The sequence below is a fragment of the Cellulomonas sp. IC4_254 genome (genome assembly GCF_011603975.1).
GTDB lineage: Bacteria > Actinomycetota > Actinomycetes > Actinomycetales > Cellulomonadaceae > Cellulomonas.
The window spans coordinates 1-13,586 of sequence record NZ_JAANNB010000107.1; the positions used below are offsets into that span (position 1 = coordinate 1).

At 76.2% G+C, this 13,586-nt stretch carries 8 protein-coding genes and 1 pseudogene; 1 reads left to right on the forward strand and 8 read right to left on the reverse strand.

Annotation, left to right across the window (positions count from 1 at the left end; genetic code table 11):
• Window positions 1-47: 47 nt before the first annotated feature.
• Window positions 48-539: pseudogene (locus G6556_RS11610) on the forward strand (WYL domain-containing protein); the annotation flags it as partial.
• Window positions 540-551: 12 nt separating this feature from the next.
• On the opposite strand, the gene G6556_RS11615 reads toward G6556_RS11610, so the two are convergent.
• From G6556_RS11615 to G6556_RS20240, 8 genes are all read right to left on the reverse strand, one after another.
• On the reverse strand, window positions 552-1,292 hold the full coding sequence (locus tag G6556_RS11615; RefSeq protein ID WP_166941458.1) for an alpha/beta hydrolase: 741 nt from the start codon (window positions 1,290-1,292) through the stop codon (window positions 552-554).
• Window positions 1,293-1,408: 116 nt separating this feature from the next.
• Window positions 1,409-1,936, reverse strand: a complete 528-nt coding sequence (gene rplQ / locus G6556_RS11620) for a 50S ribosomal protein L17 (protein WP_166941460.1) — start codon at window positions 1,934-1,936, stop codon at window positions 1,409-1,411.
• Window positions 1,937-2,004: 68 nt separating this feature from the next.
• Window positions 2,005-3,015 carry a DNA-directed RNA polymerase subunit alpha gene (locus G6556_RS11625; RefSeq protein WP_147794340.1) on the reverse strand — a complete coding sequence of 337 codons (1,011 nt, stop codon included), beginning with the start codon at window positions 3,013-3,015 and terminating at the stop codon, window positions 2,005-2,007.
• Between the two features lie 145 nt (window positions 3,016-3,160).
• The gene (gene rpsK, locus G6556_RS11630) at window positions 3,161-3,562 is read right to left on the reverse strand and encodes a 30S ribosomal protein S11 (RefSeq protein WP_147794341.1); all 402 of its coding nucleotides are present in this window, start codon (window positions 3,560-3,562) and stop codon (window positions 3,161-3,163) included.
• Between the two features lie 93 nt (window positions 3,563-3,655).
• Window positions 3,656-4,036, reverse strand: coding sequence for a 30S ribosomal protein S13 (rpsM, locus tag G6556_RS11635; protein WP_147794342.1), 381 nt, complete (start codon window positions 4,034-4,036; stop codon window positions 3,656-3,658).
• Window positions 4,037-4,234: 198 nt separating this feature from the next.
• Window positions 4,235-4,348: a 50S ribosomal protein L36 gene (rpmJ, locus tag G6556_RS11640; protein ID WP_013117849.1), complete on the reverse strand. Its 114-nt coding sequence runs from the start codon at window positions 4,346-4,348 to the stop codon at window positions 4,235-4,237.
• 74 nt (window positions 4,349-4,422) lie between these two features.
• Complete coding sequence (gene infA, locus G6556_RS11645) at window positions 4,423-4,644, reverse strand: translation initiation factor IF-1 (protein ID WP_146838576.1); 222 nt, start codon at window positions 4,642-4,644, stop codon at window positions 4,423-4,425.
• A 332-nt stretch (window positions 4,645-4,976) separates the two neighbouring features.
• Window positions 4,977-13,571 (reverse strand): SdrD B-like domain-containing protein, encoded by an 8,595-nt coding sequence (locus G6556_RS20240; protein WP_205693361.1) that lies wholly within the window; start codon window positions 13,569-13,571, stop codon window positions 4,977-4,979.
• Window positions 13,572-13,586 lie beyond the last annotated feature (15 nt).

Below are 13,586 nucleotides of genomic sequence, written 5' to 3' on the forward strand. Positions count from 1 at the left end.
GGTCGGGCGGGTAGAGCGCGCCGGGCGGCGCCCCGGCGGACGACGGCCCCGTCCGGCGTGCCGAGCCGCACCACCTCGTCTCCCGCGGCGGGCGCTGGTACCTCGTGGCGTGGGACCTGGACCGCGCGGACTGGCGCGTGCTCCGCGTCGACCGCATCCGGCCGCGTGCGCCGGGCGGGGCGCGGTTCGCCCCGCGCGCGGTGCCGGGCGGGGACGTGGCGGCGTTCGTGGCCGCGCGGTTCCGCGGCGCGACCACGCCGGACGGCGGGTGGCCGTGCCGCGGCACGGTCCTGCTGGCCGCCGACGCCCGGGACGTCGCGCCGTTCGTGCGGGACGGGCTCGTCGAGGACGCGGGCGACGGCCGCTGCCGGGTGACGCTCGGGTCCTGGTCCTGGGTCGCGCTGGCCGCGGCCGTGGCCCGGTTCGACGCCGAGCTGCTCCGGGTCGAGCCGCAGGACCTGGCCGACGCCTGCGGGCGGCTGGCGGGGCGGTTCGCCCGTGCGGCGGCCGCCCCGGTCCCGCCCGACGCCGACGGCTGAGCCGGGGCGGGGTCAGGCCCCGGGCGGGCTCGGCACCCGCGCGTCGCGCGCCGACACCGCGTCGACCGCGCCGAGCACCGCGCGCGTGAACCCCACCGGCGCGGTCAGCGACACGAGGTGCGTGGCCCCCGGCACGACGACGAGCCGTCCGTCCCGGCACGCGCGCAGGAACCGGCGCTCCTCACCCCGGAAGTGGTCGAACCGCCCGTTGACGAGCCACACGGGCGCCTCGACGCGCGCGAGGTCCTCGACGGGCGTGGCGGCGCGCATCGCCCGGAGCACGTCGTCCATGACGTCGAGGGCGAACCCGCCGGCCGCGACGTCCTGCGCCGCCGAGGCGGGCAGCACCCGGTCGACCATGCCCTGGTTGAGCCCGGCACCGGCGTCCGGGAGCCGTGCGATGCCCCGCGCCAGCACGGCCCACCCGTCCACCAGCGCGAGGAGGGGCCGGGTCGAGCACGCCGCCGCCACGAGGCCCGCGACCTGGTCCGGCCGCCGCGCGGCGTGCGCGATGCCGACGTAGCCGCCGAGGGACAGGCCGACCACGAGCGCCCGTCCCCCCACGGCGTCCACGCCGTCCGCGACCGCGTCGACGGCCGCGTCGAGGGTGAACCGCTCCCCCCGCCGCTCGCCGTGCCCGGGGAGGTCGACGGCCCGGGCGTCGACGCCGTACGCCCGCAGCGCCTCGACCTGGGCGCGCCACATCGTGCGGGAGGTGCGCAGCCCGTGCACGAGCACCACGGGGACCGTCATGCCCGCGACGCTACCGCCCCGGTGCGCGCGGGGCCCGGGTCCGGGTACGCGAGAGGGCCCGGACCCCGCGAGCGGCTGCTCGCACGGTCCGGGCCCTCCCGGTGCTGACCGGAGGATCAGGCCTTGTCGGCCTCGTCCTTGGTGTCGGCGGCCTCGGCCTCGGGGGCGTCGGTGGCCTCCGTGGTCTCCTCGGCGGGGGTCTCCTCGGCCGGGGTCTCCTCGGCCTTCGGAGCGGCCTTCTGCGCGGCCTTGGTGGCCTCGCGGACGACGGCCTGCTTCGGCGAGACGGGCTCGAGCACGAGCTCGATCACGGCCATCGGCGCGTTGTCACCCTTGCGGGGGCCGATCTTCGTGATGCGGGTGTAGCCACCCTGGCGCTCGGCCATCTGCGGGGCGATCTCCACGAACAGCTCGTGGACGACCGACTTGTCGCGGACGACGGTGAGGACGCGGCGACGGGCGTGCAGGTCGCCGCGCTTGGCGAACGTCACCAGGCGCTCGGCGAGCGGGCGCAGGCGCTTGGCCTTGGCCTCGGTCGTCGTGATGCGCTTGTGCTCGAACAGCGCCGTGGCCAGGTTGGCCAGGATCAGCCGCTCGTGCGCCGGGCCGCCACCGAGCCGGGGACCCTTGGTGGGCGTAGGCATGGTCTTTACTCCTTGGTTCCAGTGATGGGCCGGCGGGTCACGCGCTCAGCGCGCCCGCCTCCCCGGCATCAGTACTGCTCGTCCTCGGTGAAGTCGCCCTCGTCGCCGTCGTAGTACGCGGCGGCGGTGGGGTCGAAGTCGAGCGGGCTGTCCTTGAGGGACAGGTTCAGCTCGGCCAGCTTCTCCTTGACCTCGGTGATCGACTTCGCACCGAAGTTGCGGATGTCGAGCAGGTCGGCCTCCGACCGCGCCACGAGCTCGCCCACGGTGTGGATGCCCTCGCGCTTGAGGCAGTTGTACGACCGGATGGTCAGCTGCAGGTCCTCGATCGGCAGCGCCAGGTCGGCGGCCAGGGCCGCGTCGGTCGGCGACGGGCCGATCTCGATGCCCTCGGCCTCGACGTTCAGCTCGCGGGCGAGGCCGAACAGCTCCACCAGCGTCTTGCCGGCGGACGCCAGGGCGTCGCGCGGGCTGATCGCCGGCTTGGTCTCGACGTCGACGACGAGCTTGTCGAAGTCGGTGCGCTGCTCGACACGGGTCGCCTCGACCTTGTAGGTCACCTTGAGCACCGGCGAGTAGATCGAGTCGACCGGGATGCGGCCGATCTCGGCCTCGAACGACTTGTTCTGGTTGGCCGACACGTAGCCACGGCCGCGCTCGACGGTCAGCTCGATCTCGAGCTTGCCCTTCTCGTTCAGCGTGGCGAGGTGCAGGTCCGTGTTGTGGACCTCCACGCCGGCCGGCGGCACGATGTCCGCCGCGGTCACGTCACCCGCACCCTGCTTGCGCAGGTACATCACGACCGGCTCGTCGTTCTCCGAGGAGACGACGAGGTTCTTGATGTTGAGGATGATCTCGGTGACGTCCTCCTTGACGCCCGGCACCGTGCTGAACTCGTGCAGCACGCCGTCGATCCGGATGCTCGTCACGGCTGCGCCCGGGATGGACGACAGCAGGGTCCGGCGCAGGGAGTTGCCGAGCGTGTAGCCGAAGCCGGGCTCGAGCGGCTCGATGGAGAACCGCGAGCGGTACTCCGAGATGACCTCTTCGGTCAGGGTGGGGCGCTGTGCGATGAGCACTTCGGGGTTCCTCTCAGCGTGCGTCCGCCATATGACGCAGCGCAGGTACTCGCTGGGCGGCGCGGGTCTCGGTCCACCCGCGCGACCGGCCGGCACCGCCACGGGCAGGGGATCGCTCCCCCGCCCGTGGCGGCCCGGCTACGGGTCAGACGCGGCGGCGCTTCGGCGGACGGCAGCCGTTGTGGGCCTGCGGCGTCACGTCCTGGATCGAGCCGACCTCGAGGCCGGCCGCGGTCAGGGAGCGGATCGCGGTCTCACGACCGGAGCCCGGGCCCTTGACGAAGACGTCGACCTTCTTCATGCCGTGCTCGGCGGCCTTGCGCGCGGCGGCCTCGGCGGCCATGCCCGCGGCGTACGGGGTCGACTTGCGCGAGCCCTTGAAGCCCACGTCGCCGCCCGACGCCCAGGAGATCACGGCGCCGCTGGGGTCCGTGATCGAGATGATCGTGTTGTTGAAGGTGCTCTTGATGTGCGCCTGGCCGTGGGAGACGTTCTTCTTCTCCTTGCGGCGCGGCTTGCGCACGGAACTGCGGGTCTTCGGAGGCATCTGCTCGTTCTCTCTCGCTGCTGGTCGTGAGGTCGGTGCCCCGTCGCGGCGCGGGCGGCTGTCCGAGGACAGGCCCGGCGGGCCGCGGGCGGGTTACTTCCGGCCGGCCTTCTTCTTGCCGGCGACGGTGCGCTTCGGGCCCTTGCGGGTGCGCGCGTTGGTCTTGGTGCGCTGACCGCGCACCGGGAGGCCGCGGCGGTGACGCAGGCCCTCGTAGCTGCCGATCTCGACCTTGCGGCGGATGTCCGCGGCGACCTCACGGCGGAGGTCGCCCTCGAGCTTGAAGTTGCCCTCGAGGTAGTCGCGGAGGGTGACGAGCTGGGAGTCGTCCAGGTCCTTGACGCGGGTGTCCGGGCTGATGCCGGTCGCGGCCAGCGTCTGCTGGGCGCGGGTACGGCCGACGCCGTAGATGTAGGTGAGCGCGATCTCGAGCCGCTTCTCGCGGGGGAGGTCGACGCCGACAAGACGTGCCATGTGCCTTTCGGCTCCTTGGACTTCGATCGGAGGTCTGCCGCACCGTCCTCCCGCGGGTCTGCGGGCCCCGGCCTCCGAGCCGGGGGTTCACCGGTCGCGTCCCGCGGTGCGGGTGCGGCCGGTTCGGCGATGCGCTGGTGCCGGTCCGTCAGGATCCGGCGGCGGTGCTGCTCAGGTGCGTCCCGAGCGGCAGGGCGTTCAGCCCTGGCGCTGCTTGTGACGCAGGTTCTCGCAGATCACCTGGACGCGACCGTGCCGGCGGATCACCTTGCACTTGTCGCAGATCTTCTTGACGCTGGGCTTGACCTTCATGGCCTGTTCCTCCGCCGCCGATGCGCCGTGGTCCCTCGCGGGACGCAGGCCGACGGCGATGCTCGTTCGGTCGGTTACTTGTAGCGGTAGACGATGCGCCCGCGGGACAGGTCGTACGGGCTCAGCTCGACCACCACCCGGTCCTCGGGGAGGATCCGGATGTAGTGCTGGCGCATCTTGCCCGAGATGTGGGCGAGCACCTTGTGACCGTTGGTGAGCTCCACGCGGAACATCGCGTTGGGGAGAGCCTCGATCACGCTGCCCTCGATCTCGATGACACCGTCCTTCTTCGCCATGTCCTCCGCTAACTCTTGTCCTGAACTGCCGGTCCACGCCGTCGTCTCCCCCCGGCGGTGCCGGCGGGTCCGGTGCGGACGTGGTGGACGTGCCCTGGGTCCTGGCGTCCGGCGACCGGCCCGCACGCGCGCGGCCGCGGATGCGGCCGGCTCGGGCGGGACGTGCGACAGCGCGAGGGCGCACACCCAACGGACGATCATACGCCATCGGGCCCGCTCGGGGAAACGCGGTCGGGCGCCGTCAAGCGGACGCGCCGGAGCCGGGCACGACGGGTCAACGCCCGTGGCGCGTGGGTTCTTCCCCCGCGCCACGGGCGCCCCCGGGTGGGCCGTCAGGCCCGGTGCCGGCTCCCCGCCGCGCGCACCCGGCGCCCGGACCCTCGCGACGCGGTCGCCAGCAGGGCCGCGCCGAGCGCGAGCAGCGCGCCCGCCGCCACCAGCGGCCACGCCGCGTCGGACCCCGTGGTCGCGAGGTCGCCGCCCGGTGCCGTGCCGGTCGCGCCGCCCGTGCGCGCGGCCGGCTCGCTCCACGCCACGTCGTCGGCCGCGAGCACGTCGAACCGGTAGCCCCGGCCGTCGACCGACACGGTCGCCGTGTTGGTGACCTCCGCCCCGGCCGCGGTCAGGCCCGTGACGATCCGCACGGTGGCGGACTCCCCCGCCGGCAGCGGGCTGTCGTGGTCGCAGGTGACGACCCGGTCGACGGCGACGCAGTCGAACCCGGTGCCGGAGGCGGACCGGAAGGTCAGCGAGCCGGGCAGCGCGTCGACGACGGTGAAGCCGGCGTAGGCGTCCTGGGTGCCCGTGGACATCACGGTGACGTCCCAGGTGACGCTGTCCGCGGTGCGGGCGACCGGGACCTTGCGCAGCGCGAGCTGCACGTCGTCCGCGAGCACCAGGCCGAAGTCCAGCGTGGGGTCGGACTCGCCGCCCACCAGGACGCGCGAGGTCGCGGTCCAGGTGGCCGAGTCGAGCGCCGGGTCGGAGCCCGCGCCGGCGACGGTCGGCGCGTAGCCGGCCAGCGCCGCGGCGGAGGCGATCCGGTCCAGGCGCACGACGTACTCCCCCGGCAGCAGGCCGGCGAAGGCGTACGCGCCGTCGGCGTCCGTGGTGACCGGCCCGACCGGCGCGCCGGACGCGTCGGTGACCGCGTGCCCGTCGGTGGTCCGCAGCTCGACCACCACGCCGGGCACGCCCTCCTCGTCCGGCCCCTGCAGGCCGTCGAGGTCCGCGTCGAACCAGACGAGGTCCCCGACCGCGACCGGGCGCTCCACGAGGCCCGTGTCCCAGGTGTCGTCCACGTAGGCGGCGGTGAGGCCGTCCGCCGCAGTGGCCGGGCGGACGCCCGCGGTGCCGGCGCCGACGGTGATCACCGGGGTCCGGGCGACACCGGGGGCGGTCTCCTCGGCGTCCGAGTCGGCGTCGGCGCGCGGGGCGGCGGCGGACCGCGCGGTCGTCCAGGTGTACCGCGCGGCGTCGGGGCCGGAGAGCTCGAGCTCGACGCGGTACGCGCCGGGCTCCAGCAGGTCGAACCGCCAGCGGCCGTCCGTGTCGGTCACCGTGCTGGCGACCTCCGCGTCCGTCGCGTCGAGCAGCCGGACGGCGACGCCCGGGAACGACGGCTCGCCGGCGCCCTGGACCCCGTCGCGGTCGGAGTCGAGCCACACCCGGTCGCCGAGCGCCCACAGCGGGCGGAACCCGAAGTCCAGGGTGTCGTCCGCCTGCCCGCCCACCAGGGGGGCGGCCGTCGAGGCGGAGCCCGCCGCGGAGTCGGTCGCCGCGTCGCCGGCGCCCGTGACGGTCGGCCGGTACGGCGCGAGCGCGGCCGCGGAGGCGGCCTCGTCGACCGTCACGGTGTACGCGCCGGGCAGCAGCCCGGTGAAGGCGTACGCCCCGTCGGCGTCCGTGGTGACCGGGCCGACCGGCGCACCGGCGGCGTCGGTGACCGGGTCGCCCTGGGCGTCGGCCAGCGTGAGCACCACGCCGGCCAGGCCGGGCTCGCCGGCGTCCTGCACGCCGTCGCCGTCGACGTCGACCCACACCCGGTCGCCGACCCGCGCGGGCAGCTCGGCGAGGCCGGCGTCCCGGGTCGGGTCCGCGGCGTCCGCGTCGGCGCCCGCCCAGGCGGGGTCGCCGGCGAGGGCGGAGACGGCCGTGAGGCCCGCCGCGCCGGGGGTCAGCGTGAACGCCGCCGTCCGGCCGAGGCGCGGGGTCGCGGCGACGACGTCGGAGTCGCCGGCGGCGTCCCCGACGAGCGCGGAGGTGAAGGTCCACCGCTGCGCCAGGGAATCGGGCAGCTCGACCTCGACCCGGTAGGTGCCCGGGTCGAGCGCGTCGAACACGTACGACCCGTCCGCTCCGGTCACGGTGGTCGCCAGGACCGCGTCGCCCGCCCCGAGCAGGCGCACGGTGGCGCCCTCGACGGCGGCCTCGCCCGCGCCCTGGCGGCCGTCGCGGTCCGCGTCGAACCAGACGCGGTCGCCGACGGCGAGCGGCCGCCACTGCAGACCGGCGTCGTGCGAGACGTCCACCTGGGTCGCGACGAGGTCCGGGTGCGCGTCCTGCCACGCCTGCGGCATCGAGCCGACCGCGGTGGTCTCGGCGCCGCCGGCGCCGAGCACGACGCCCGCGTCCACGGCCGAGGCGGGCGCGTCCGGGTCCACGACGGCGTCGGAGTCGACGGTGTCGTCGGAGCCCACGCCGACCCGGGTGTACCGGTACTGCGCGGCGAGCGCGTCCGGCAGCGTGTACGCGAGGTCGTAGGTCCCGGCGGGCAGGCCGTCGACCAGCCAGTCGCCGTCCGCGTCGGTGACGGCGGAGGCGACGTAGGTCGCGGTGCCGCCGGCGACGTCGAGCACGTCGACGGTCACGCCCGGCACGCCGGGCTCGGCCGCGACGTCCTCCGACTGCCGGCCGTCCCGGTCGGCGTCGAGCCAGACCCGGTCGCCGACGGCGACCAGCGGGTCGGACCCGGCCGCCGCGAGGGCGAACCGGGCGCCTGCCTTCAGCGGCACGGAGGTGACGTCCGCCGGACGCCCGGCGGCGGCGTCGGACGGGACGCGGAACGCGAACGACCCCCACGTGTCGGCCGCGGCGGGCGCGCCGGACAGCGGCGTGCGCATGGCCCACTGCACCCGGACGGACTCGCCGGAGGAGAACCGGTCGGCCGAGGTGAAGCTCACGACCAGCTTGAAGCCGGTCACGCGCGCCGCCTGGGCCGCCGGCACCCGCTGGCCCGGGGTCAGCGGGGTGCTGCTCCAGGTCGAGGGCACCGGGTCGAACGCGCCGCTGGGCGCGAGACCGCCCTGCCGGTAGTCCGCCGTGGTCGTGTACACCGCGACGGTCGCCCCGGACGGCAGCCCCGCCCCGGTCACCAGGCCGGGCACGACGCCGTCCCAGACCGGCCGCCACTGGCTGCCGCGGCTGCCGGAGGCGGTGCCGTCCATCGCCGGGTAGTCACCGGTGGTGGGGAGCATCGAGATCATCTCGAGCCGGTCGGTCGAGATGGTCGCGCGGCTGGTCACCTGCACCTGCCACTGGGTCGTCGAGCCGGCCGTGGTGACGACCGAGCACGGGAACCGGTACCAGTCGCGGTCGCCCGCGCCGGTCCCGCGCGGGGCGCAGTCGGCCGCCTGGCCGGGGCGCGGCGCGGTCGTGCGGACGGCGCCCTGCGTGCCGGCGGCGTCGCGGACCCACTCCTCGGAGACGTAGACGTTCGCGCCGCCGATGGTGACCGCCGCGGCGCGCGCCAGGCAGGCCGCGGTCGCCGCGTCGTAGCTGCCGGGCGTGCAGGCGGTGCCCCCGTCGTTGCCGGTCGGCGCGGCCTGCACCGGGCGGGACGCGGAGGCGGCGGTGGCCGTGTTGACGATCGAGGTGGTCGACAGGTCGGTGGCGATCCGCACCCAGAGCAGCACCTCGACGGCGGCGCCGGGGGCGAGCCGGCTGTCGGCCGGGAACGTCAGCGTCAGCACGCCGTCCGCCGCGGTGACCGTCGGGTCGCCGAGCGGGCTGGCGCCGCCGCCGGCGGCCTGCACGACCACCGGCGCCTGGCCCTCGGGGGCGGTGCCGTGGACGAGCGAGCCGTCCTCGGGCAGGCGGTCGGTGACCACCAGGCCGGTCAGGTCGGCGGCGTTCGCGCCGCTCGCGGTGTTGGCGACCGCGATCCGGTACCGGACGAAGTCGCCCGGGGCCCGGGACGCCGCGTCCAGCTCCGTCTTCTGCACCTGGAGGGTCGCGGCGCCGGCGTGCACGGTGGTGCCGACGGGGCCGGCGGACTGCGCCTGGGAGCCGAGGTCGGCGCGCAGCGCCTGGGCGGTCACCGAGTTGCTGATCGTCCCGCGGGCGGTCTCGCCCGGGTTCGCGGTGAGCTCGGCCCGGCCCTGGTAGCGCCAGCCGTCGGCGCCGACGGCGCTGGGCAGGCCGCCGGTGCGCAGCTCCTCGCGCAGCGTGCCGGTGAGCACGGCGCGGCCGTAGCCCTGCCCGGGGGCGGGGATCGTCGAGCCGTCGGTGTCGAGGAACCGCAGCCGGACGCCGACGACGTCGGCCGCCCGCGCGCCGTGCAGCGGGGCGAGGACGGCGAGGTCGAACGTCCCGGTCGGCTGCACCGCGGCCCACGCCTGCCAGGCCTGCGTCCCCGTGTAGGTCCCGTCGGCCGCGATCTCGAGGTCGGGGCCCGCGACGAGGACCTCGAGCTCGGCGCGCTCGACGCCGGACGGCACGGACTGCACCGCCACCGTCCGCAGGTCCACCGCGTTGAAGTACCGCGGGTCCGCGTCGGTGAGCAGCAGCTGGTCGGCCGGGGTGAGGCCGAAGTTCTGCACGGACAGCGTGCTGGTGATCGCCGGCGTCGCGGCGTCGCGCTGCACGTCGACCGGCGAGACGGTCACGGTCGGGAACGCCTCGAGCTGGGCGCCGCGCAGCGTCACGGCGTCGCGGGCGGTGCCGGACGCCGTCCCCGGCGCGCACGTGGGCGTGCGGGACATGCCCCGCGTCTCGGCCGCGCAGACGCGGGCGTCGGTGACGGTGGCCTCGGCGACGTTGGCGACCGTGACCTCCTCGCCCTGCCCGGAGATCGCGCTCGCCTCGGGGACCTCGCCGGTGACCCGGTCGTGCGCGAGCAGCCGGGTGCCGAGCACCAGGCGCGCCTGGTTGGTCCAGGCGATCCGGCCCGTGTAGCGCACCTGGAGGCCGACGACGTCGGCCAGGGCGGCCTCGTCCGCGTCGAGCAGCTCGGCCCGCGGGACGGTGCGGTGCGTCAGGGTGTTGTCCGCCGCCCGCTCGTACACGACCACCTCGACCGCGGTCGCGCCCGGCAGGCCGCTCGCGTCGGTGAGCTCGCGGACGTCCGTGACGGCGAACGCCGCGAACGGCGCGTCCTCGTCGAGCGACGTGGCGGTGTCGATGCCCCGCGGCTCGGTCAGCACGAGCTGGTCGACGCGGGTGCCGGACGCGCTGGCGGCGGTGGCCGTGAGCGTCGCGGTCGGCCACGCGGAGTCCGGCGCCGTCGACGGGTCCACCGGCAGGGCGAGGTCGTGCAGGTTGCTGCTGCCGGTCAGCGGGCTGCCGTTCGCGTCGCGGAGCCAGGTCTTGGTGGCGGTCGCACCGAGCGAGGCGGGCTGCACGGTCACCGTGCGCTCGCCGACCGGGTTGACCGGTCCGCCGAGGTCGACGAGCGCGCCGCCGGACAGCGCGGTGCCGGTCACGGCGCCGGAGTTCTCGACCGCGCCCGGCGCGGAGCCCGTGTAGGTGTACGCGTCGTTGACCGGCTCGCCCGTGGCGCGCGAGGTGTCCCGCAGCGCGAACGTGAGCGCGGCCTTGCGCGCCGGCGCGTCCGTCGACGCGACCGCGCCGGTGGTCAGCGTGCCGAGCAGCCCGCGCCGCCAGTCCGAGGCGGCGAGCGCCTGGCGCTCGGAGTCGGGCCGCGCGGCGTACACGAGCTGCACGCCGCCGATCCGCGCGCGCAGCGTCGACGACTGCACGGACATGCCCGGGAACGACCCCGCGTACGGGAACGCGCCCTGCGCGGCGGCCCCGCCGAACGCGACGTCCGAGCGGGCGGCGGCCGGGTTCGTGCGGTCGGTCCAGGCCGAGCCGGTCCACACGCGGGTCGCCAGCGACTCCCAGCGGTCGTCCACCACGTCGAACACCCGCACGTCGGTGACCCGGTCGAAGACCAGGTAGGGGTCGTACACGCCCGAGGCGGTGGGGCCGGAGGTGATCGGCTGGACTCCGGCGAGGTCGAAGGTGTCGTAGAAGCTGTGCGCGGGACCGGTCGCCGGGTCCTGCTGGGCGCCGGTGACGCCGTTCGCGTCGGTGACGGTCGCGGTCGACAGGTCCTGGCCGCCGGTGCCCCAGGTCAGCGTCGCGGTCGTCGCGTCGCCGTTGCCCTCGGTGCGGTCGCGGTTGTCCATCGTCTTCACCAGCGCCGGGTAGCCCGCACCGCCGGTGCCGCCGAGCATCTGCACCGTGTCCGAGACGCGCCGGACCGGGCTGGTCACGACGAAGCCCTCGATGGCGGCGGACGAGGTGATCTGCGCGACGTTGGTCCGGTCGGCGCCGTCGGCCCAGGTGCCGGCGGAGACGCCGTCCCGGAGCGCGAAGGTGATCCGGACGCGCGCACGGTCGTTGTTCGCGAACGTGCCGCCGCCGGGACGGGTGACCACGACCCGGACACCGCGCCAGGTGGCGGTGTCGCCCAGGTCGGTCGTCGTCCCGCCGGTGAAGTCGACCCACTGCGGGTCGTCGGCCGTGTAGTACTGCAGCCGCGCGGACCCGCCCGCGGGCACGGTGGTCTCGACCGAGGTCGGGGCGAACGCGGTCCACCACGCGGTGCCGGCGATGCCGCCGGACTGCGCGGTGCGCGCGGCGGCGCTGTCCTCGAGGGTCAGCGTGTCGGGCAGGTGCCCGCTCCCCCCGCTCAGCGGGCGCGCCGTCGCCTCGAGCACGGCGTTCACGGTCGCGCCCGCGCTGCGGGTGACGTACGGCTCGGCGACGTACTTGGTGCCGGCGACGTCGACGGTCGGCACCGCGACGGACACGGTGGCGGCGGTGACCGGGCGGTTGCCGCTCGCCTGGGTGCGCGGGGTCACGGCCGAGGTGTCGGTTCCGAGCCGGGTGGTCGCGACGGTGTGCACCGCGTAGGTCGCGGCGGTGCTCGCGGTCGCGGTGCGGGCGAGGTAGGGCAGCGTGACGGAGGCGCCCATCGGCACCGCGGCACCGGTGCCGTGCACGGTGGCGCGGAACCCGGTGACCTCGGACCACGACCCGAGGCCGAACGCGGCCGGGTCGGTCGGCACGGCGGGCGCCGCGGCGTCGAGGTCCACGGTGTGCTCGACGGTGCCGACCAGGACCGTCAGCTCCAGCCGGGCGGGGCCGGTCAGCCCCTGGACGACGACGCCGGAGCCGTCCGCGCTGTCGGTGCGGCCGGCGCCGGTGCCGCGCGCGGCGCCGAAGCCCGCGAACGACAGGCCCGCGCCGAACGGGTTGGCCAGGGCCGGGAGGTCGGGGTCGAGCGCCGCGTTCGTCGCGGCGACCTGCGCGGCGGTGGCCGGGACCTCGACGACGAGCGCCTCCACGGCGCGGCGCGACCAGTTGGTGCCCGCCGCGGTGCCGCGGACGAAGCCGCCGCCGTACACCGGCGTGCTGAGCCCGGTGAGCGCGGTCGCCGAGCCGGCGTACGCGCGCGGGTCGTAGATCCGCAGCCCCCGGGTGTCGGCGACGGCGGCGGACGTCGCCGCGCCGCGCGCGGCGCGGGTGGTCGCGGTGCCGGTCACCGTGAGCGTGTTCATGTCGGCGGCGGCGGAGAACGACGCCGCGCCCGCGGTCACGTAGTCGGCCTTGGCGCCGGTCCGGGTGACGGGAGTCGCGTCCTGGCTGAGGTGCTCACGCACGTCGACCCGGAGCGTGGCGGGCGAGCCGGACGCGACGAGGCCGCCGGCCGCCGCGGCGAACACGACTCGCAGGCCGGTGAGCCGGGAACGCGTGCCCGCGTCGAGGCCGGCCAGCAGGTCGGCCTCGGCGTCCGCCCCGGTGACGGTGCCGACCGCCACCGGCGCGGGCATGCCCGACCCGGACCAGGTCCACCCGGTCACGGTCGCGGTCGCCGCACCGGCGGGCCAGGAGGCGATCGCCAGGCCGGTGAGGTCGGTGAGCATGCCCACCGTGCCGGCCGCGGGAGCCGCCGCCGGGTCGGTGCCGCCCCAGGTGAGCGTGAGGCTGTCCGCGGGGTCGCCGGTGAGCGCGCCGACGACGGTCGCGCTGTTCGTCGGGGTGTCCGCGCCGTCCTCGACGCCCGAGAGCCAGCCCTCCCGGGCCCAGGTGACCTGGGTGCTGGTGGCGAGGTTCACCGGGAACTCCCCGGTGACGCGGATCCGGCCCTTCGTGCCGGCGCCGCCCGTCGCCGTCGGGGTCGCGGTGATCGTCCCGGTCTGGGTGCCGCCCGCCGCGGGGGCGACGAGGCGGGTCGACAGGCGCAGGTCCCCGCTGACGCCCGACTGCAGCCCGGTGAGGCCGTCCGAGGTCCGCGCGGTGAACCGCACGGAGAAGGCCGCTGCCGCGGTCGCGTCGGTGGTCGTCGTCCCGCCCACGGCGTCGGCCCAGTACTCGACGGTGGCGCCGAGGCCCGACACGTCCAGCGCCTGCGTCAGCCGGAGCGCGTCGAGCACCACGTCCATCGTCGCGTGCTCGCAGGACGACTCGTCGCCCGCGCACCGGTAGCCCAGCGTGCTGCTGACGGTGCCGGCCGCGGGGCTCGCGGTGTAGGCGGCATCGAACCCGAACTCCGGGTCGGCCGGCGGCGCCGCCTGCGCGGTCGCGCCGGACGTCACCGTGAAGCCCGTGACGGTGAGCACCGGGTCGGCGGCGAACGCGGCGGGCGCCCCGGTGACCAGCAGCAGGGGCGCGAGCAGCGCCGCGACGACCGCGAGCACGGCGGGGCGGCGGAG